The organism is Mycobacterium sp. E735, assembly GCF_001666955.1.
Lineage (GTDB): Bacteria > Actinomycetota > Actinomycetes > Mycobacteriales > Mycobacteriaceae > Mycobacterium.
On sequence record NZ_LZIX01000109.1, the window covers coordinates 30,322 to 49,178 of the forward strand.

20 protein-coding genes and 1 pseudogene are annotated in these 18,857 nt (G+C 69.0%); 13 read left to right on the top strand and 8 right to left on the bottom strand.

The genetic code is table 11. The features are described 5' to 3' along the window. Positions 1 to 38 precede the first annotated feature (38 nt). From A5704_RS09285 to A5704_RS09300, 4 genes are read left to right on the top strand one after another with little or no spacing between them, the layout of a single operon-like run. Positions 39 to 1,031 carry a hypothetical protein gene (locus tag A5704_RS09285; RefSeq protein WP_067760046.1) on the top strand — a complete coding sequence of 331 codons (993 nt, stop codon included), beginning with the start codon at positions 39 to 41 and terminating at the stop codon, positions 1,029 to 1,031. Positions 1,032 to 1,042: 11 nt separating this feature from the next. Further along, positions 1,043 to 2,215 (top strand): FAD-binding oxidoreductase, encoded by a 1,173-nt coding sequence (locus tag A5704_RS09290; protein WP_067760043.1) that lies wholly within the window; start codon positions 1,043 to 1,045, stop codon positions 2,213 to 2,215. 2 nt (positions 2,216 to 2,217) lie between these two features. After that, on the top strand, positions 2,218 to 3,120 hold the full coding sequence (locus A5704_RS09295; protein ID WP_067888639.1) for an aldose 1-epimerase: 903 nt from the start codon (positions 2,218 to 2,220) through the stop codon (positions 3,118 to 3,120). Positions 3,121 to 3,129: 9 nt separating this feature from the next. After that, positions 3,130 to 3,477 (top strand): YbaB/EbfC family nucleoid-associated protein, encoded by a 348-nt coding sequence (locus A5704_RS09300; protein ID WP_067888641.1) that lies wholly within the window; start codon positions 3,130 to 3,132, stop codon positions 3,475 to 3,477. A gap of 3 nt (positions 3,478 to 3,480) precedes the next feature. Here the strand turns inward: A5704_RS09300 and A5704_RS09305 are convergent, their stop codons facing one another. Next, positions 3,481 to 3,915, bottom strand: a complete 435-nt coding sequence (locus A5704_RS09305) for a hypothetical protein (RefSeq protein ID WP_067888643.1) — start codon at positions 3,913 to 3,915, stop codon at positions 3,481 to 3,483. A 23-nt stretch (positions 3,916 to 3,938) separates the two neighbouring features. Here A5704_RS09305 and A5704_RS09310 point away from each other — a divergent pair, with 23 nt between their 5' ends. Both A5704_RS09310 and A5704_RS09315 read left to right on the top strand, forming a co-directional pair. Further along, a complete protein-coding gene (locus tag A5704_RS09310; protein WP_067888645.1) occupies positions 3,939 to 4,253 on the top strand; it encodes a WXG100 family type VII secretion target in 315 nt (104 codons plus the stop codon). Between the two features lie 2 nt (positions 4,254 to 4,255). Further along, positions 4,256 to 4,546: a WXG100 family type VII secretion target gene (locus tag A5704_RS09315; RefSeq protein WP_067888648.1), complete on the top strand. Its 291-nt coding sequence runs from the start codon at positions 4,256 to 4,258 to the stop codon at positions 4,544 to 4,546. Here the strand turns inward: A5704_RS09315 and A5704_RS09320 are convergent. After that, positions 4,521 to 5,642 (bottom strand): hypothetical protein, encoded by a 1,122-nt coding sequence (locus A5704_RS09320; protein ID WP_067888651.1) that lies wholly within the window; start codon positions 5,640 to 5,642, stop codon positions 4,521 to 4,523. The two genes, A5704_RS09315 and A5704_RS09320, sit on opposite strands and share 26 nt — an antisense overlap. Before the next feature lie 81 nt (positions 5,643 to 5,723). Here A5704_RS09320 and A5704_RS09325 point away from each other — a divergent pair, with 81 nt between their 5' ends. Beyond that, positions 5,724 to 7,037: a putative toxin gene (locus A5704_RS09325; protein ID WP_067888655.1), complete on the top strand. Its 1,314-nt coding sequence runs from the start codon at positions 5,724 to 5,726 to the stop codon at positions 7,035 to 7,037. Positions 7,038 to 7,081: 44 nt separating this feature from the next. Further along, positions 7,082 to 7,669 (top strand): hypothetical protein, encoded by a 588-nt coding sequence (locus A5704_RS09330; protein ID WP_067888658.1) that lies wholly within the window; start codon positions 7,082 to 7,084, stop codon positions 7,667 to 7,669. A gap of 3 nt (positions 7,670 to 7,672) precedes the next feature. On the opposite strand, the gene A5704_RS09335 is transcribed toward A5704_RS09330, so the two are convergent. The 4 genes from A5704_RS09335 to dnaK are packed head-to-tail and all read right to left on the bottom strand — an operon-like array spanning position 7,673 to position 11,779. Continuing rightward, positions 7,673 to 8,056 carry a heat shock protein transcriptional repressor HspR gene (locus tag A5704_RS09335; protein ID WP_067268708.1) on the bottom strand — a complete coding sequence of 128 codons (384 nt, stop codon included), beginning with the start codon at positions 8,054 to 8,056 and terminating at the stop codon, positions 7,673 to 7,675. Continuing rightward, positions 8,056 to 9,234, bottom strand: a complete 1,179-nt coding sequence (gene dnaJ / locus A5704_RS09340) for a molecular chaperone DnaJ (protein WP_067760011.1) — start codon at positions 9,232 to 9,234, stop codon at positions 8,056 to 8,058. Before dnaJ ends, A5704_RS09335 begins: the two co-directional genes overlap by 1 nt. Before the next feature lie 53 nt (positions 9,235 to 9,287). Next, positions 9,288 to 9,920, bottom strand: a complete 633-nt coding sequence (gene grpE, locus A5704_RS09345; RefSeq protein ID WP_067760008.1) for a nucleotide exchange factor GrpE — start codon at positions 9,918 to 9,920, stop codon at positions 9,288 to 9,290. Continuing rightward, the gene (gene dnaK / locus A5704_RS09350) at positions 9,917 to 11,779 is read right to left on the bottom strand and encodes a molecular chaperone DnaK (protein ID WP_067888660.1); all 1,863 of its coding nucleotides are present in this window, start codon (positions 11,777 to 11,779) and stop codon (positions 9,917 to 9,919) included. Before dnaK ends, grpE begins: the two co-directional genes overlap by 4 nt. Positions 11,780 to 12,077: 298 nt before the next feature. Here dnaK and A5704_RS09355 point away from each other — a divergent pair, with 298 nt between their 5' ends. Beyond that, complete coding sequence (locus A5704_RS09355) at positions 12,078 to 13,526, top strand: amino acid permease (protein WP_067888663.1); 1,449 nt, start codon at positions 12,078 to 12,080, stop codon at positions 13,524 to 13,526. Here A5704_RS09355 and A5704_RS09360 read toward each other — a convergent pair. Next, positions 13,523 to 14,086: an NTP transferase domain-containing protein gene (locus A5704_RS09360; protein ID WP_067760001.1), complete on the bottom strand. Its 564-nt coding sequence runs from the start codon at positions 14,084 to 14,086 to the stop codon at positions 13,523 to 13,525. The genes A5704_RS09355 and A5704_RS09360 overlap by 4 nt on opposite strands. A 51-nt stretch (positions 14,087 to 14,137) precedes the next feature. Between A5704_RS09360 and A5704_RS09365 the strand changes: the two genes are divergently transcribed. The 4 genes from A5704_RS09365 to A5704_RS09380 all read left to right on the top strand — a co-directional run bounded on the left by A5704_RS09365 (position 14,138) and on the right by A5704_RS09380 (position 18,534). Further along, positions 14,138 to 16,474, top strand: a complete 2,337-nt coding sequence (locus A5704_RS09365; RefSeq protein ID WP_067888687.1) for a xanthine dehydrogenase family protein molybdopterin-binding subunit — start codon at positions 14,138 to 14,140, stop codon at positions 16,472 to 16,474. Further along, positions 16,471 to 17,358: a xanthine dehydrogenase family protein subunit M gene (locus A5704_RS09370; RefSeq protein WP_067888666.1), complete on the top strand. Its 888-nt coding sequence runs from the start codon at positions 16,471 to 16,473 to the stop codon at positions 17,356 to 17,358. The genes A5704_RS09365 and A5704_RS09370 overlap by 4 nt, the downstream gene beginning before the upstream one ends. Beyond that, a complete protein-coding gene (locus tag A5704_RS09375; protein ID WP_067748333.1) occupies positions 17,351 to 17,836 on the top strand; it encodes a (2Fe-2S)-binding protein in 486 nt (161 codons plus the stop codon). The genes A5704_RS09370 and A5704_RS09375 overlap by 8 nt, the downstream gene beginning before the upstream one ends. 149 nt (positions 17,837 to 17,985) lie before the next feature. Next, positions 17,986 to 18,534, top strand: a complete 549-nt coding sequence (locus A5704_RS09380) for a hypothetical protein (protein WP_369828444.1) — start codon at positions 17,986 to 17,988, stop codon at positions 18,532 to 18,534. A 152-nt stretch (positions 18,535 to 18,686) separates the two neighbouring features. Here A5704_RS09380 and A5704_RS28800 read toward each other — a convergent pair. Continuing rightward, positions 18,687 to 18,857: pseudogene (locus A5704_RS28800) on the bottom strand (hypothetical protein); the annotation flags it as partial.

The window sequence follows — 18,857 nt, forward strand, 5'->3', positions numbered from 1 at the left end:
ACGTCATATTTCATCTGCTGATGAAAAGGAGGTAGCGCATGATCACGCAGTCGCTTCCCCAGCACGGCCGGCCGGCACACTCCCGTCCGGCGCTGCCACTCTTGCGTGCTACGGGAATCGTCGCGGCGATGACCGTCGCGGTGGCCATCATCTGCGTCGCCTTCGCGCTGCCGGCGGCACGCTCGAAGCCACACCACATTCCGATCGGCCTGGTGGGGCCCGGCCTGGTAACCGGGCTGATCAACAGCCAGCTCGATACCGCCGCTCCGGGCGGCTTCACCGTGACCACCTACCCGGACGAGGCCGCGCTGCGGTCGGCGATCCGCAACCGCGACGGCTACGGCGGCCTGGTGGTCACCCCCAAGGGCCCCACCCTGCTGCTCGCATCCGGGGCGAGCCCGACCGTGGCACAACTGCTGACGCAGATCGGCGACCGCGTCGCGCAACGCACGGGCGCGCCCTTGCGCACCGAAGACCTGGCCCCGCTGCCGGCCGACGACCCGCGCGGCGCAGGCCTGGCCGCATCCGCGCTGCCGATCACCCTGGCCGGCATCCTGCCCGCCATCGTGCTGTTGCTGGCATTTCCGCGCCGACCCTGGCTGAATTTCGCTGTCGCAAGCGCATTTTCGGTCGCGGCCGCGGCGACCGTCGCGGTGTTGCTGCGCTACGTGCTCGGGTCGGTCGATCAAAATTTCTGGGGCGTGGCCGCCGGGCTCACGCTGGGCACATTGGCGATGACGTTGCCGACGCTGGCGCTGGGCACGCTGTTCGGCCGGGTCGGCCTGAGCAGCGCGGTCGCGGTCGCCATGCTGCTGGGCAACCCGCTGTCGGGACTGATGAGCGCCCCGGAGATGTTGCCGTCCGGGTGGGGCGCGCTGGGCCAGCTGCTGCCGCAAGGGGCCAACGCCACGTTGCTGCGATCGACGGCGTTCTTCTCCGGTGCCGGGGCGACCACGGCCGGCGTCGTGCTGTGCTGCTGGGTGGCCGCCGGGGCCGTGCTGATCGGGATTGCCGGCGCGCGGCGCGCCTAGAATCGGGCCCCGTGGGGCTCGAGGACACCGACGCGTTGCGGGTGCTGCGCGACGCCTTCGCCCAGGGCGAGGCCGGGCCCGACAACGAGCTGGTCCGGCGGTTCTACACCCAGTGGTTCGGCCTCGACGTCTCGGTGCGCGACCTGTTCCCGCCCGAAATGGGTGATCAGCGCACCGCTTTCGCCCACGCCCTGCGCTGGGTGTACGGCGAACTCGTCGACCAGCGAGCCCAGGAACCGGTGGCCTTCCTCGCCCAGCTCGGCCGGGATCACCGCAAATACGGTGTGCTGCCGCAGCATTACGACACGCTGCGGCAGGCGTTGTTCTCGTCGCTGCGGACTCACCTCGGCGACGCCTGGACCGACGCCGTCGCCGAGGCCGCCACCCAGTCGCTCAACCTGATCACCGGGGTGATGCGGGGCGCGGCCGACGCCGAGGAGGGCCCCGCCTGGTGGGACGGCACGGTGATCGAGCACATGCGGGTGTCCCGCGACCTCGCCGTGGTCCGGCTGCAGCTCGACCGCCCGATGGACTATCACGCCGGCCAGTACGTCAACGCCCACGTCCCGCAGTGCCCGCGGCGCTGGCGCTACCTGTCCCCCGCCATCCCGGCGGACCCGGGCGGCGGCATCGAGTTCCACGTCCGCGTGGTGCCCGGCGGCCTGGTCAGCACCGCCATCGTCAACGAGACGCGGCCAGGCGACCGGTGGCGGCTGTCCAGCCCGCACGGCGGCCTGCGGGTGGACCGGGACGGCGGCGACGTGCTGATGGTCGCCGGCAGCACCGGCCTGGCGCCCCTGCGCGCACTGATCATGGACCTCAGCCGATACGCCGTGAACCCGCGCGTGCACCTGTTCTTCGGCGCCCGCTACCGCTGCGAGCTCTACGACCTGCCGACCCTGTGGCAGGTGGCATCGCACAATCCGTGGCTGTCGGTCTCGCCGGTATCCGAATACAGCGCCGACCCGGCGTGGGCCGCCGACTATCCCGACTGCACGCCGCCACGCGGACTGCACGTGCGCCAAACCGGCCGGCTCCCCGACGTGGTGACCAAGTACGGCGGGTGGGGCGACCGGCAGATCCTGATCTGCGGCGGGCCGGCGATGGTGCGGGCCACCAAAGCCGCGCTGATCGCCAAAGGCGCTCCGCCTGAACACATTCAGCACGACCCACTGTGGAGGTAGGCATGCGCGTCGTCACCCTGCGCGACCAGGCATCGGCGCTGACCGCCGAGTTCGTGCCCGGGGCGGGCATGATCGGAACCTCGCTCAGCGACGCCGGCGTGGAGCTGTTGGGGCAACGGCGCGGGCTGGACGCCTATGTGGCCAATGGCAAGACGATGGGGATCCCGATCCTGTATCCCTGGGCAAACCGCCTGGGCGCCAACAGCTATACCGCGCAAGGCGTGACGACGACGCTGACACCGGGCGACAACGGGGTTCGCGCCGATCCCAACGGCCTGCCGATCCACGGCGTGCTCGCCGCCTACCCGGGCTGGCGGGTGACGGCGGAGTCGGCCGACGAATTGGTGGCCGAGTTGGACTTCGCCGCCGATCCGCGACTGCTGGCCAGCTTTCCCTACCCGCATGTGCTGACGGTGGCGGTGCGGCTGGCCGAGCGGACACTGACGGTGCGCACCACGGTGACGGCCACCGGCCCAAACGCCGTCCCGCTGTGCTTCGGCTTTCACCCCTACCTGCAGCTGCCCGACGCGCCGCGCGCCGAGTGGGTGATCGAGGCCCCGCCGCTGCGACACCTGCTCCTCGACGACGTTGGGCTGCCCACCGGCGAATCCGAACCTCAGCCGGCCCTGTCGGAATCCTTGGGAGACAAGGCTTTCGACGATGCCTACGACGAGGTGCCCGACGGCGCGGTGTTCGCGGTCTCCGGCGGCGGCCGCCGCATCGAGGTGCGCTTCGAAAGCGGGTATCCGGCCACGCAGATCTTCGCGCCCACCGGCGACGACCCCGCGACGCGGATCGTCTGCTTCGAGCCGATGACCGCGCCAACCGACGCGCTGCGCCGCGGCGGCTACCGCTGCGCGCGACCGGGAGAGCCCGCGGTCGCCCAATTCTCGATCCGCGCATAGGGATTCGCCATGTCCGACCCGGCCCAACCGCAGATCGGGCGAATGATCGAGCAGTTCCAGGCGGTCATAGCGCTTCTCGACGAGCAGGTCCGGCGGATGCAACGAGTGGCGATCGTGGTCAGCGACCAGACCGGCACGGTCGAGGTGACCATGAACGGCCATCTGCGCCTGACCGGCCTGGTCATCGATCCGGGGATACTGGCCCTGGGCGCCCAGGAGGTGACGAGGCGGATCAACGAAGCAATAAGCGAGGCAACCGAATTCGCCGACGAGTGGGCGGACGAGGACATTGTCGACCTGGAGACCCGGGTCGCCGACGCGCTGGCGAAGCTCAGGGACCTGCCGCCGCCGACGTAGCGCTCACGCGACCCAGACGCGGCGCTCCGCCCGGTGAGCCGACGGCGACTCCAGCGCCAGCCGGCCGTCCGCGTCCAGCGTGTAGGGGAAGATCAATCCGATCGCCACGCCCTCGCGGTGCTCGGCGGTCAGCTCGATGCCGTCCCGGTGCTGTTCGGTCAGCGTCACGTTAACCGCCACCACTGCGGCGCGCAGCGAGTCCTTCACCTCGATGAGCGCGCGCCACTGGGCGGCGAGCTGCTCGGCCACCTGCAGATCCCGGCCGCGGGGGTAGTTCGGCTGGACGGCCTGGCGCTGACCCTGAGCGGACACGGCCAGCGCGAACGGCAGGAACTCGCCCGCCGCGGCGATGCGCTCGGCCGCGAAGGTGACCGCGGCGTCGACCAAGCCGTCCAGGTCCGCCTGCGCCTGCTCCGTCACTGTGTCGCGCCAACCCATGCGCCGAGGGTAGCCTGCTCACCATGGGGGCCAACGAGCTGCGCGTCTACTGTGCCGAGCTGACGCACGCGTCGAAAGAGACGACGAACGCGGCGGACGAGATCGAGGGCCTGCGGCGAAAATTGGGGACGCAGATGGGCGACCTTCGCCGCACCTGGACGGGGCAGGCGGCCACGGCATACCTCAACGTCTGGTCGGAGATCGACGAAGAATGCGAAGCCATGCTCGCCGACCTGCGCTGGATCGGGGAATCGCTGTCGGCGGCCGCCAATGCCTACGCGCACATGGAAACCAACGGGGCCAACGCCTTTCGAGCCCTAGAACCCCCGGGGGTGTAATCATGGCCCGACTCACCGTCAACGAGGACGAACTGGTGGACGCGGCCGACGCGATGCGCCAGTTCTGCCTCGTGATGAAGGACCGACTGTGCGAGGTGGCCAAGGATCTGCAAGGCCTGCAGGGCACGTGGGAGGGCGTGGGGTTCGACGTCTTTCTCGAGCGGGTGCAGCACTGGCAGCGCTGGGCGGACGAGGCGAGCGAGCAGGTGTTCGACATGCACCTCAACGCGCACATCGCGCACCGCAACTACACCCACAACGCCGAGGTCAACACCTCGATGTGGGGCGGATAGCGGCCGGCGTATTGGTCGGGCTGTTCGGCGGCCCGTATTCCGGCGGAATCTCGCCGACCCGTAGGCTTTTCGGAAACGGATCGGGCAACGCCGCGAGCTGGCCGCGGTCCGTGGGCTCGTCGGTGGCGGCGAAAAGCGCCCCCTCGTCGTAGAACGTGGTGCCCTCGGACGGCAGGTACTCACGGACGATCGGCAGGTACTCGGTGCCGAACCAGATCCACCAGATCGGGTGGGACGGTAGACCGAGTATCCCGTCCGCCCCGCGCAACAGGCCGCTGACGTCCTTGTTGACGTCGGTCGGCCCGGAGAGCTTGTGGTTGCGCAGCACCTCGCCGGTAGCCAGCACGCTGCCGCGCCGGCGGGCGAACTCGACGAAGAACCGGCGCACGGAGTTTCGCCAGCGCGGGTCGTCCAGCGGCTCGGCCACAATCCACAGAGTGTCGACGCAGACACCGCCCCACTCTTTCGGGAAGAGCCCGCCCTCAAGGCAGGGGAACGTCGCCTTGAACCGCGCCACATCGGAATAGACGTCCACGAACCGGGCGTCACCGTCGCGGTCTAGTCGGTAACGCAGCGGGTCCGATTCGCCGAAGCGGCGCGGAAGGGCCTCGGGGAGGAGCTTTCTCGCGAGTTCGAGCCAGAGCGTCGGGGCGTTGGGCGCCGACACCGGCGAGTACCAATCAAGCTTGAGGACTCGGATCAACTCGCTGTTGGGTCGGCTGGCCTTGCGAGCCCCTCGGGCACCGAGGATGTCCTCGGTCTGTTCGTCGACCGCCACGCCCCCCGCCGCGACGGCCAACGCCTTGGCGAACCGCCGCGCCGGCCGGACCTCGGCCGGGTCGCTGCCCTCCACGCTGATCTGCCAGCTGATGGCCGGCTCGAGAAGGTAGGGCACGACGTCGTCGGGCACGTCCTCGGGCTCGATCTCGTGGGGCCCGAACACGGTGAATGCATAGGTGTCGTCTTTGCCGCGCACCACGGTGACCTCACCGTCCCCGCTGTCCCCGATCGACAGCCCGGGGACGGATTCGACGATCGCCTCCAACTCCTCGTCGTCGACGCTGCCGGCCGCGTAGACCGTCAGGTCATACGACATGAGGTGGCCCCTTTCCGGGTGTAAACGCGAAATCCCAGGCTGCCATAGAATCGGTTCGCCGGTGGGAGAGCGGGGCGGGGAGTGACGGACGTCGATCCGGAATTGTTCTACGACGCGGCCGCTGCCTACAAGGAGAACAGCGACCACGCCGCCGCCGCGTTGCGCAAACTCGCCGGCGTCCAGGCCGCCAACGCCGCCGGGACGCACGGGGTCGGCCCGCAGTGGGCGGCGGCCTTCGACACCGCCGCCGACGAGGCCGGCCAGGTCTCCTTCCGGCTGGTCAACGTCTTCGACAACCTCGGTACCCTGTTGCGCCAGGACGGCATCAACCACGACGAGACCGAAGAGGCGTCCACCCTCAACCAGCGCGACGCGTTTGGGGGGCCGATCACCCCGCCGGGCCAGTCCGCCGGGACCTACATCGACGCGGCGGTCGATGTCGGCTCGGTCGCCGGGGGCGGCGACCCGGAACCGCCGCACTGGGACCTGGTGCGTGGCCAGATCACCGACGGCTGGCCCGACGGGCACCCCGACCGGGTGCAGGCGGTCGGTTCGGCGTGGGAGACGTTCGGGCACGACCTGGTGCACATCGACGACGAGCCCGGGCCGGAGGAACAGCGGCTCATTGTCGACGTCGAGGCGGCGGAGATCGCCTTCGTCGTCGACCGGCTCAACGAGGCGCGCGTCGTCAGCACCGACATCGCCGGCGCGTGCGGGGATCTGTCGCGCGCGGCCAAGGACTACGGGGACAAGCTCAAGTCGGTCAAGGACGACATGGCCTTCGTCGTCCGCAGCCTCGATCTGATCGTCAAGATCCTGGACGGTTATCCGCCGCAACTGCACCTCGTCACCGAGGCCATCAAGCGGACGTTCATCGCGACGGCGGTCACCCAGATCAACGGGCTGAACACGGCGCTGCGGACCACGGCCACCACCTCGATGACGGACCTGACGTCGGCCACCACCGCCATGAACGCCGCGTTGCCTACGGTGAAGACGCTGCTCACCCTGGTGCCACGACGCGTGGATCCGACTCCGACGCAACGGGTCAACGACAACCGCCTCAAGGGCCGCCGCGCCGAACAACTCGCCGGCATCGACCAAGACGCCAAGCGACCGATTCGTGTGACCGACCCGCAGACAGGCGCGATCAGAACACGAATTCCGGATGAGATCGATGACCGCAATCACGTGGTGCGCGAGGTGAAGAACGTGCAGAAGCTGGACGCCACGCGGCAGATCCGGGACATGGCACAGTGGGCACGGGACAACGGCTACAAGTTGGTCATCGTGGTGGACAAAGGCCGCACCAACGTCGGCAGCGTGGAGGACACCTTGCGAACGGACTACCCGGGGTTGAACGTGGAGATCGATCAAAGCATCAACCTCTCATGAGATCACCAGGCGACCCCGCTACTTGGCCGGAATCCGAGCAGGCGATGAAACGGGAACTCGACGCCGCAGGCATCCCCGAAGACACAGTCTGGGAATTGGTGAACTCACCCAACGACTATCCGCAGGCGGTGCCAATCGTCGTGGACTGGCTGCAACACCTCGATGAACGCGTTCCTCGTAATGAGGACCGCCGGGCGTGGCGTGCCGGACTGATCCGTAACCTGATCACTAAGCACGCCAAAGGAAACCGCGCCGCCGTAGACGTCCTGTTTGATCAGTTCAACATCGAGCCTCCGCTCAGCAACCTGGAACTCGAAGCCGCCGGCTTCGCGCTGGCCAAAATTTGCGAGCGCTCCGACTTCCCGCGTATCGCCGCCCTGATTCGCTCCGAGCGCGACTTTCCCACCAAATCGCTGCTGGTGGAATGGATCGGCCAAATCAAGACCGAGGAGGCGAAAGAGCTAGCGGTGAGCCAGCTTCCGTATCCGGCCTCCCGCATCCCGGCCATGAAGGCGCTGGCGCGTCAACGCGCTACGGGTGTGCGCGACGCCGTCGCGAAATACCTCGACGACGAGCACGAGATCTTCCGCAAGGAAGCCCGCAAAACCCTCGACAAACTGCCCGAGGACTGAAGGCTAACGGCCCCTGCGCGGCTGCCAGACCACCACGGCGGTGCTCTTGGGCACCACCGCCAGGTCGCGGCGCTGGCCGGCTCGCACCTGCGCCAGCTCCTCGGTCAACTCCTTCACCCGCGCCTGCAAGGCCTCGACCTGGTTGGTCAGCTCGATGATGCGTTTGATGCCGGCCAGGTTGACGCCCTCGTCCTGGGACAGCCGCTGCACCTCGCGCAGGAGGTCGACGTCGTGCTCCGAATACCGCCGTCCCCCACCGGAAGTGCGGCGCGGACTGACCAGGCCGAGGCGATCGTAGGTGCGCAGGGTCTGGGCGTGCATGCCGGCCAGCTCGGCGGCCACCGAGATCAGGAACGTCCGGGATTCCTCCCGTGAATTCTTGGCCATCAGCGGTTACCCGCCCATCCCGCTCGCGGGTCGAACCCACTGGCCCGCTCGGCGGCCGCGTACGCCTCCAGCGCCTCCGCCGCGGCGCCCTCGACGTTGGGCGGCACGGCGACCTTGACGGTGACCAGCAGGTCCCCGTTGCCGCCGCTGCGCTTGGGAACGCCCCGACCACGCACCCGCAGGATGCGTCCGTCGGACGTGCCCTTGGGCACCCGCACGCCGACCTTGCCGTCCAGCGTGGGCACCGAAATCGTTGAGCCCAAAGCCAACTCGGCGAAGCTGACGGGGACGGTCACGGTGAGGTCATCACCGTCGCGGCCAAACACGTTGTCCGGCCGCACATGTACCGTCACGTACAGGTCGCCCGACGGGGCCCCGCGCAGGCCCGCCTCGCCCTGCCCGGGCAGCCGGATGCGTTGCCCGTCCTCGACGCCCGGCGGGATCCGCACGTTGATGGTGCGGGTCCGGGTGGTGACCCCGGTGCCCTTGCACTCGTCGCAGGGGTGCTCGATGATCGAGCCGCTGCCCCGGCAATCGGTGCACGGTTCGGAGAAGCCGAACGCGCCCTGGTTGCGGCTGATCACGCCGGAGCCGTTGCAGGTGGGGCACACCTTGGGGCTGGTGCCCGGCCGCGCGCCGCTGCCGTGGCAGTTGGTGCACGGCGCCGGGCTGGTCAGCCGCAACGGCATGGCCACACCCTTGGCGGCCTCGACGAAGTCCAGCTGCGTCTCGGTCTCCAGGTCGTTGCCGCGTCGTGGCCGGCTGGGACGGGCCCCGGCGCCGCGCCCGAACAGGCCGCCGAACAGGTCACCGATGTTGGTTCCGCCGCTGCGGCCGGCGGCATCGAACAAATCGTTGAGGTTGAACTCGGCGCCGTCGCCACCGACGTTGAAGCCACCGAAGCCGCCGGTGTCGAACCGGCGACCGCCGAAACCGCCGCCCGCGAACAGGCGGCGGGTCTCGTCGTACTCCTTGCGCTTCGCCGGATCCGACAACACGTTGTGCGCTTCCGAGACCGCCTTGAATCGCTCGCCGGCGGCCGGATTGTCGGGATTGGCGTCCGGATGCAGGTCGCGCGCCAGCTTCCGGTATGCGCGTTTGATCTCTTCGGGACTGGCGTCAGAGGAGACGCCCAGCTCCTTGTAGAAGTCCTTTTCGACCCATTCACGCTGGGCCATGTCGCGTCACCCCCTTCACCTTTGGAGTTCTGTTGTTGTGCTGATTGTGTGGTCTATTCACCGGATGCGCCGGGGTTATCGCCCGATTCGACCGGCGCGGCCGCCGGAGCGCCCTCGTCGGCCACCGTGTCGATGACCCCGACCAGGGCGTGCCGCAGGACCTGGTCGCCCAGTTTGTAACCCTGCCGCATGACCGTGCCGATCACCGGTTTGGAGCCGTCGCCGCCGTCGCCCTCGTGCTGCACCGCTTCGTGCAACACCGGGTCGAAGTCCTCGCCTTCCTCGCCGAACGCGACCAGGCCCAGCCCGGTCAACGCGCCGGTCAGCTTGTCGGCCACCGACTTCAGCGGGCCGGACTCCAGGTCGCCGTGCTTACGCGCCCGCTCGAGATCGTCGAGCACGCCCAGCAATTGGCTGACGACGCCGGCCTTGGCCCGGTCCGCGGCGGCCTGCTGGTCGCGCAGCGCGCGCTTGCGGTAGTTGGCGAAGTCCGCCTGGACCCGTTGCAGGTCGCCCAAAAGTTCGGCGGCCTTGCCGGCCTCCTCGGGTGATTCACCCGCGAAGTCGCCCGGCGCGGCCTCTCCCGGCTCGGAGCCGGGAGAGGACCGCCGGACTTCACCGGTTTCGGGGTCGATGCGCCGCTTGTCGGTGACGGTCACCTGCTCGTGTGGATTCCCTTCGGTCACTTGGCCTCCCGGTCGTCGTCGACCACCTCCGCGTCCACCACGTCGTCAGCGGAACCGGCCTGCGGGCCTCTGGCACCGTCGCCACCGGCACCGCCGGCCGCTTGGGTCGCCTCGTAGATGGCCTGGCCGAGCGCCTGGGACTCCTGGCCCAGCTTCTCCATCGCCGACTTGATCGCGGAGATGTCGGTGCCTTCCAGCGCGGACTTGGCCTCGGCCACGGCCGCGTCCACCCTGTTCAGGGTGTCCTCGGGGACCTTCGAACCGCCCTCGGCGCCACGCTGTTCGGCGACGAACTTCTCCGTCTGGTAGACCAGCGTCTCGGCCTGGTTGCGGATGTCGGCCTCTTCGCGGCGCTGACGGTCCTCCTCGGCGTGCGCCTCGGCGTCCTTGATCATCCGGTCGATCTCCTCCTTGGACAGGCCGGAGCCCTCCTGGATCTTGATCGTGTTCTCCTTGCCGGTGCCCTTGTCCTTGGCCGTGACGTGCACGATGCCGTTGGCGTCGATGTCGAAGGTGACCTCGATCTGCGGGACACCACGGGGCGCCGGCGGGATGCCGGTCAGCTCGAAGGAGCCGAGCAGCTTATTGTGCGAAGCGATCTCGCGCTCACCCTGATAGACCTGGATCTGCACCGACGGCTGGTTGTCGTCGGCCGTGGTGAAGGTCTCCGACCGCTTGGTGGGGATCGTGGTGTTGCGCTCGATGAGCTTGGTCATCACGCCACCCTTGGTCTCGATACCGAGACTCAGCGGCGTGACATCAAGCAGCAGAACGTCTTTCACCTCGCCCTTGAGGACACCCGCCTGCAGCGCGGCGCCAACGGCCACCACCTCGTCGGGGTTCACGCCCTTGTTGGGCTCCTTGCCACCGGTCATCTCCTTGACCAGGTCGGACACCGCGGGCATGCGGGTGGAACCACCCACCAGCACCACGTGGTCGATCTCGGACACCGAGATGCCGGCGTCCTTGATCACAGACTGGAACGGCTGACGCGTGCGGTCCAGCAGATCCTGGGTGATGCGCTGGAATTCGGCGCGGGTCAGCTGCTCGTCGAGGAACAGCGGGTTCTTGTCGGCGTCGACGGTGATGTAGGGCAGGTTGATCGAGGTGCTCTGCGAACTCGAGAGCTCGATCTTGGCCTTCTCGGCGGCCTCACGCAGCCGCTGCATCGCCATCTTGTCCTTGGTCAGGTCGATGCCGCTGGTGCCCTTGAACTTGTCGACCAGCCACTCGACGACCCGGTCGTCCCAGTCGTCGCCACCGAGGTGGTTGTCACCGCTGGTGGCGCGGACCTCGACCACGCCCTCACCGATCTCCAGCAGCGACACGTCGAACGTGCCACCGCCGAGGTCGAAGACCAGAATGGTCTGTTCCTTCTCGCCCTTGTCCAGGCCGTACGCCAGCGCCGCCGCGGTGGGCTCGTTGACGATGCGCAGCACGTTGAGGCCGGCGATCTGGCCGGCTTCCTTGGTCGCCTGCCGCTGGGCGTCGTTGAAGTACGCCGGCACGGTGATCACGGCGTCGGTGATGTCCTCACCGAGGTACGCCTCCGCGTCGCGCTTCAGCTTCATCAGCACCCGGGCGCTGATCTCCTGCGCGGTGTATTTCTTGTCATCGATCTCGATGGACCAATCCGTGCCCATGTGCCGCTTCACCGAACGGATGGTGCGGTCGACGTTGGTCACCGCCTGGTTCTTGGCGGGCTGACCGACGAGCACCTCGCCGTTGCGCGCGAACGCGACGATGGACGGGGTCGTCCGTGAGCCCTCGGAGTTGGCGACGACGACGGGGTCCCCGCCCTCGAGAACTGCGACGACGGAGTTGGTGGTCCCGAGGTCGATACCGACCGCACGAGCCATAGTGATTCCTCCTGATTGAGTAGAGCTTCTTTGGTGCCACTATGCTGAGTGAACCCCGCTCAAGCCTGCTCTTGCCGACACCGTGGTGTCAACCCAGCATTGAGTGTAGTTCGCTCAACTTGTCGATCATGGTAACGGCCAGGGTCGCGGTCTTGTTCCCGGGGGCTCTGCGACGGCGTCGCGGAGCACTGCGGCCTGGTCGGGAACACACCGGCCCGGGCCGCGGCCACTGACCGAGCGCGCCGGCGGACCGGTGAGTTAGCCTGAGCCTTTCCCGGAGCCGACACGGCAGGACCCAATGTCATCGCAAGACAGCGCCGCCGCGCGGCTCGCCCGTGAAGACTCGGGCTATCACAAGGGCCTGAACAATCGCCAGATCCAGATGATCGGCCTCGGCGGCGCCATCGGGACCGGCCTGTTCCTCGGCGCGGGCGGAAGGCTCGCGTCGGCCGGACCGGGGCTGTTCCTCGTCTACGGGGTCTGCGGCATCTTCGTCTTCTTGATCCTGCGCGCCCTCGGCGAGCTGGTGCTGTACCGCCCGTCCTCGGGATCCTTCGTGTCCTACGCCCGGGAGTTCTTCGGCGAGAAGGCCGCCTTCGCGGCGGGCTGGCTGTACTTCGTCAACTGGGCGATGACCGGGATCGTGGACACCACCGCGATCGCGCACTACTGCCACTACTGGACGACGTTCCAGACCGTCCCGCAGTGGACGCTGGCGCTGATCGCGCTGGTCGCCGTGCTCGCGATGAACCTGATCTCGGTCAGGCTGTTCGGCGAGCTCGAATTCTGGGCCTCGCTGATCAAGGTGCTGGCCCTGGTGACGTTCCTCGTCGTCGGCATCGTCTTTCTGGTCGGCCGCTTCAAGGTCGACGGTCACGACCCCGGTGTGGCGCTCTGGGACAGCCACGGCGGACTCCTGCCGGCCGGCTTGCTGCCCCTGGTGCTGGTCACCTCGGGCGTGGTCTTCGCCTACGCCGCGGTCGAACTCGTCGGCATCGCGGCCGGCGAGACCCCAAATCCGCACAAGATCATGCCGCGGGCCATCAATTCGGTGGTCTTTCGCATCGCCATCTTCTACATCGGGTCGACGGTCCTGCTGGCGCTGCTGCTGCCACACACCGCCTACCGCGACCACGTGAGCCCGTTCGTCACCTTCTTCTCCAAGGTCGGCTTCGGCGGGGCCGGCAGTGTGATGAACCTGGTCGTGCTCACCGCCGCGCTCTCCAGCCTGAATGCCGGGCTGTACTCCACGGGCCGGATATTGCGGTCCATGGCGATCAACGGCAGCGGCCCGAAATTCACCGCGCCGATGACCAAGACCGGCGTGCCCTACGGCGGAATCCTGCTCACCGCCGTGGTCGGCCTGTTGGGCATCGTGCTCAACGCCGTCAAACCCAGCCAGGCGTTCGAAATCGTGCTCCACATCGCCGCCGTGGGCGTGGTGGTCGCCTGGGGGACGATCGTGGCGAGCCAGCTGCGGTTCTACCGGCTGTCCCGCGCCGGTGAGGTGCAGCGGCCGCACTTCCGGATGCCGCTGGCGCCCTACAGCGGCTACCTGACGCTGGCCTTCCTGGCCGGCGTCCTGGTCCTGATGTTGCTGGACAAGGTTCAGGGCCCCTGGCTGCTCGGCGCGTTGGCCCTCGGCATCCCCGGGCTGATCGGCGGCTGGTACCTCGTCCGCCATCGCGTGCACGCGGCCGCCCAAGACGCCGCGCTGCCCGCCGCCGACCCGCCCGCGGCGGCCTAGGGCTCGTCGATGTCCTGACCGCCGGCGAGATCCGCGCAGTCGACGATCTCGACGTCGCGCCGGGTCCGCAGGTACGCGCCGGCGCCGCTGTCGCCGGAGATGCTCGACAGGACCTCGGGCCAATGGCGGCGGGCGACGACCACCGGATGCCCCGGGCGGTCGCCGAACGCGGCGCGCGCCAGCCCGGCGGGTGATGCGATCGCCCGGCCGAGAACGCGCGCGACCACCGCGGGCCCCACATCGGGGGCGTCGACGACGTGCAGCACCGCGTAGTCCGCGCGCAGCCGGTCGGCCCGCTCGAGGCCGGCGCGGACCGAGGCGCTCAGCCCGTCCCGCCACCGCCGGACCGTCACCGCGGTGGATCCGGCCGGAACCGCCACCTGGGCGGCGCCCAGCACGACGACCACGTCCGCGCAGCCCCCGGCCCGCAGGGCGTCGACCGCGGCCTGAAGCCACCCGTCGACCAGCACCTTCGGCTTGCCGTAGCGCCGCCCGGCTCCCGCGGCCAGCAGCACCCCGACGCTGCGCGGCGCCGGGCCGCTCGACTGCGATAACGCCACTCTCCTATGATGACATTCAGCTTCTCGCCTAGCGACAACCAATGGAGCACGATGACTCAGGACGTGCAGGCTCCCTCCACTCCGGCGCCCCGATACGCGGGCACCCGAGTCCAGCGGGTTGAGGACGGCCGGCTGCTGACCGGCCGCGGCAGCTTCGTAGACGACATCTCGCGGCCCGGCATGCTGCACGCCTGCTTCGTGCGCAGCCCGTTCGCACGGGCGCGGATCAACGGCATCGACGCCTCGGCCGCGCTGGCGCTGCCCGGCGTGCGCGCGGTGTTCACCGCCGCCGACCTCAACCCCGACGTGCGGGAGGCCTGGCACGCCGTCGCCGGCAAGGACGTCCAAGACACCCCGCGCCCGCCGCTGGCCGAGGGCGAGGCGAAGTTCGTCGGCGACCCCGTCGCCCTCGTCGTCGCCGAGAGCCGGTATGTCGCCGAGGACGCGCTGGAACTCATCGACGTGGACTACGAGCCGCTGCCCGCCGTCACCGACTTCACCCGGGCGCAGGCCTGCGACGTGCTGGTGCACGACGCCTACCCGAACAACATCGCCGGCGGGATGGGCGGGGCCCCGCCGGACGAAGAACTGTTCGCCGGCGCGCCGTGCGTCGTCAAGGAGAACATCTACCAACAGATCTATGCGCCGGTGCCGATCGAAACCCGCGGCCTGGTCGTCGAATGGACCGCCGCCACCGGAGAACTCACGATGTGGGCGTCCACCCAGACCCCGCACGAACTGCGGGCGTTCTGCGCCCGGCTGTTAGGCATTGCGGCACAACGGGTTCGGGTCATCATGCGCGACACCGGCGGCGGCTTCGGCCAGAAGGTCGTCCCGATGCGCGAGGACATGTGCATCATGCTGGCCGCCCGCAAGGTGCCGGCCGCGCTGAAGTGGATCGAGGACCGGCGGGAGAACCTGATGTCGGCCGGGCAGGCGCGGCACGTCGACGGCACCGCCCGCATGGCCTTCGACGACGAGGGCAACATCGCGGCGGCCGACATCGACTTCGTCCAGGACATCGGCGCCTACCCGACGCCTTATCCGGTGCTCACCACGGCCGCCATCGGCATGTTCTTTCCGGGCCCCTACCGGGTGCCCAAGGCCAGCTTCAACTACAAGACGGTGTTCTCCAACACCAGCGGCCTGGCCGCCTATCGCGGCCCCTGGCAGTACGAGACGCTGGCCCGCGAGATTCTGCTGGACATCGCCGCGCGCAAGATGAACATGGACCCGGTCGAGCTGCGCCGGCGAAACCTGTTGCGCCGCGACGAGATGCCCTATTTCAACCCCAACGGCATGCCGTATGACCACGTCGCCCCGATCGACACCTTCGAGCAGGCCGTGAAAATCCTTGACCACGAAGGCTTTCGCAAAGAGCAGGCCGAGGCGCTGGCGCAGGGCCGCTACCTGGGATTGGGGTTCTCGGCCTACATCGAACCGACAGGCGCGGCGACCGGCCACCTGGCCACCGAGGGTTGCACCATCCGCATGGAGCCCACCGGCAAGATCAACGTGTACGTCAACGGCGGCTCGAGCGGCAACAGCATCGAGACCACGGTCGTGCAGCTGACCGCCGACGCGCTGGGCGCCGACATCGACGACGTCGCCACCATCCAGGGCGACACCGCGGTCACCCCGTACGGGGCCGGGACGCAGGGCAGCCGCAGCGCGCCCATGACCGCCGGGGCCGTCAACGAGGCGGGGGCGCTGCTGCGCGAGAAGATCGTGGCACTGGCCGCCCACCACCTCAAGGTCGCAGAATCCGAAGTGGACCTGGCGTTTTCGGTGGCCAGCGTGCGCGGCGAGCCCGACAGGTCGGTGCCGTTCGGCGAGCTGGCGTACGTCGCGCACTACTCGCCGCAGCTGCTGCCGCCGGGGATGTCGGCCAACCTGGAGGCGACCGCCCGGTTCAACTCGACCAATCCCATCCACTGGTCCAACGCGACGCACGCCTGCACCTGCGAGGTGGACGTGGCCACCGGCAAGGTGACGCTGCTGCGCTACATCGTCAGCGAGGACGTCGGACCGATGATCAACCCCTCGGTGGTGGAGGGCCAGATCGCCGGCGGCACCGTGCAGGGCATCGGCGGCGCCCTGATGGAGGACTTGGTTTACGACGACGACGGCAACCCGCTCGCAACGACTTTCGTCGACTACCTGCTGCCCACCGCCACCGAGGTACCGCCGATCGAATTCGGCCACGTCGAGATACCCGGACCGGGGCCCGGCGGCTATAAGGGCGCAGGCGAGGGCGGGGCCATCGGCTCGACGCCGGCGGTGATCAACGCCATCAACGACGCGCTCGCGCCGCTGGGTGTGACGGTCACCCGGCTGCCGGCCAGCCCGGCGTCGATCGCGGCCCTGCTGGAAGCGGTGCAACGATGAAGCCGGCCGCGTTCGACTACCACCGGCCCGACAGCATCGACGACGCCGTGCGCCTGCTGGCCGAATTGGGCGACGACGCAAAGATATTGGCGGGCGGCCAGAGCCTGGTGCCGATGCTCGCGATGCGGCTGGCCTACTTCGACCACCTGATCGACATCTCCCGTCTGCCCGAGCTGCAGGGCATCGACCGCAGGGGTGCCGAGCTGTGGATCGGCGCCGGCACCACCGAGGCTGCCGTTGGCTCCGATGACGTAGTGCGCCAAGCGGTTCCGCTGCTGGCCCGGGTGACGCCGTTCGTCGGGCACTTCCAGATCCGCAACCGCGGCACCCTGGGCGGGTCGATCGCGCACGCCGACGCCGCCGGCGAATACCCCGCAGTCGCCCTGACGCTGGACGCGGTGATGGAGGTCCAGTCGCCAGGCGGGCGGCGCGAGATCGCCGCCGCCGACTTCTTCGCCGGCGTCTGGGAAACCACCATGGACTCCGACGAGGTGCTGACCGGGGTGCGGTTCCCGATCTGGGACGGCAGATGCGGGTTCGCCGTCGAGGAATTCTCGCGCCGCCACGGCGATTTCGCGATCGCCGGCGCACTGGTGGCCGTCCAGCTCGACGACCAGGACCGGGTGTCGCGCTGCGCGATCGGGCTGCTGGGCATGGGGTCCACGGTCCGGCGCGCGACGGCGGCCGAGGTCGCGGCCCTCGGAAGGCCGGTCGGCGAGCTGGCTCCCGAGGAGATCGGCCGGGCCGCGATGAGCCGGCTCGACGAGGTTCCCAACGACCTGCAGGGGACGGCGGCGTACCGGTTGAAGGTCGGCGCCACGATGGCCGCCCGCGCCTGGACACGAGCTACAGCCGAAGCAGCCACGGGGGCCGACAATGCCTGAACACCCAATCGAACTGTCCGTCAACGGAACTCCGGTCACCACCGTGGTCGAACCGCGGATGACGCTGGCCGACTTCCTGCGCGAGAAGTGCGGGCTGACCGGCACCCATCTGGGCTGCGAACACGGCGCGTGCGGGGCCTGCACGGTGCTGCTGGACGGCGCGGCCGTGCGCTCGTGCCTGATGTTCGCGGTGCAGGCCGACGGGACCGAGGTGACGACGGTCGAAGGGGTCGCGGAACCCGACGGCACGCTGTCGCCAGTGCAGTCGGCGCTGCGCGAGTGCCACGGGCTGCAATGCGGCTTCTGCACGCCGGGTTTCGTCATGTCGCTGACCGCGCTGCTGCGCGACAACCCCGATCCCAGCGACCACGAGATCCGGGAGGGCCTGTCCGGCAACTTCTGCCGGTGCACCGGCTACCAGGGCATCGTCGCCGCCGCCCGCCGGGCCGCCGAGACCCAGTCGGTCACGCAGCGATAAAGGTTCACCATCGGCGTGGCATCGACAGCTGCGCGGTTGCACGGGATTTCGTTACTGCGCGCGTAATCTGATTTCCCAATATTGCTGATAATCGGGAGTGGCGCGTGCGGTTTTCGCAAAGGGCACGGTGGAGCCTTGCCGGTGGGTCCCTGCTGATCGCGCCCGTGCTGGTCAGCCCGGCACTGATCGACGCCTGTTCCAGCACCATCGCAGGCCGGCCGGTCGCCGCGCCGGGGGCCGGCCCGGTCGAACCCACGTTCCCCACCCCCAGGCCGTCGGCAGCGCCGCCGGCCCCGACGGCCAGCCCAGCCCCGGGCCTGCCGACGGCGCCGGCCAACCCGACCGCACCGGCCGGCGCGATCCCGCTGCCGCCGGACCAGAACGGCTACGTCTTCATCGAAACCAAGTCGGGCACCACCCGCTGCCAGATCAACAAGGACACCGTCGGCTGCGAAGCGCCGTTCACCAACTCCCCGCTGCAGGACGGCGAACACGCCAACGGCGTCAGCGTGGACTCGGCCGGCAAGGTGCAGTGGGTTTTGGGCAACCTCGGCGCCATTCCCACCGTGCAGATCGACTACAAGACCTACAACGCCGCCGGCTGGACGATCAACGCCACCGCCGACGGCACCCGCTTCACCAACGACCACACCGGCCACGGCATGTTCGTCAGCCTCGACAAGGTCAACACGTTCTAAAGGCAGGTCCGGATCGCTCGGCTGCGCCGTCCCGGTGCGACACCTGATGCCGGACGGCCGGCTGCGCCCGCACCGCCCCGCCGACGGCGCTCGCCGCCGCCCCGACGGCCACCTGGTGTGGGACGGCGCAGCCGAGCGATCCGGACCTGCCTTTAGAACGTGTTGACCTTGTCGAGGCTGACGAACATGCCGTGGCCGGTGTGGTCGTTGGTGAAGCGGGTGCCGTCGGCGGTGGCGTTGATCGTCCAGCCGGCGGCGTTGTAGGTCTTGTAGTCGATCTGCACGGTGGGAATGGCGCCGAGGTTGCCCAAAACCCACTGCAC

Coding starts and splice junctions, on each gene's coding strand:
- A5704_RS09285 (WP_067760046.1), top strand. CDS start 39: ATGATCACGCAGTCGCTTCCCCAGCACGGCCGGCCGGCACACTCCCGT.
- A5704_RS09295 (WP_067888639.1), top strand. CDS start 2,218: ATGCGCGTCGTCACCCTGCGCGACCAGGCATCGGCGCTGACCGCCGAG.
- A5704_RS09300 (WP_067888641.1), top strand. CDS start 3,130: ATGTCCGACCCGGCCCAACCGCAGATCGGGCGAATGATCGAGCAGTTC.
- A5704_RS09305 (WP_067888643.1), bottom strand. CDS start 3,915: ATGGGTTGGCGCGACACAGTGACGGAGCAGGCGCAGGCGGACCTGGAC.
- A5704_RS09310 (WP_067888645.1), top strand. CDS start 3,939: ATGGGGGCCAACGAGCTGCGCGTCTACTGTGCCGAGCTGACGCACGCG.
- A5704_RS09315 (WP_067888648.1), top strand. CDS start 4,256: ATGGCCCGACTCACCGTCAACGAGGACGAACTGGTGGACGCGGCCGAC.
- A5704_RS09320 (WP_067888651.1), bottom strand. CDS start 5,642: ATGTCGTATGACCTGACGGTCTACGCGGCCGGCAGCGTCGACGACGAG.
- A5704_RS09330 (WP_067888658.1), top strand. CDS start 7,082: ATGAAACGGGAACTCGACGCCGCAGGCATCCCCGAAGACACAGTCTGG.
- A5704_RS09335 (WP_067268708.1), bottom strand. CDS start 8,056: ATGGCCAAGAATTCACGGGAGGAATCCCGGACGTTCCTGATCTCGGTG.
- dnaJ (WP_067760011.1), bottom strand. CDS start 9,234: ATGGCCCAGCGTGAATGGGTCGAAAAGGACTTCTACAAGGAGCTGGGC.
- dnaK (WP_067888660.1), bottom strand. CDS start 11,779: ATGGCTCGTGCGGTCGGTATCGACCTCGGGACCACCAACTCCGTCGTC.
- A5704_RS09355 (WP_067888663.1), top strand. CDS start 12,078: ATGTCATCGCAAGACAGCGCCGCCGCGCGGCTCGCCCGTGAAGACTCG.
- A5704_RS09365 (WP_067888687.1), top strand. CDS start 14,138: ATGACTCAGGACGTGCAGGCTCCCTCCACTCCGGCGCCCCGATACGCG.
- A5704_RS09370 (WP_067888666.1), top strand. CDS start 16,471: ATGAAGCCGGCCGCGTTCGACTACCACCGGCCCGACAGCATCGACGAC.
- A5704_RS09375 (WP_067748333.1), top strand. CDS start 17,351: ATGCCTGAACACCCAATCGAACTGTCCGTCAACGGAACTCCGGTCACC.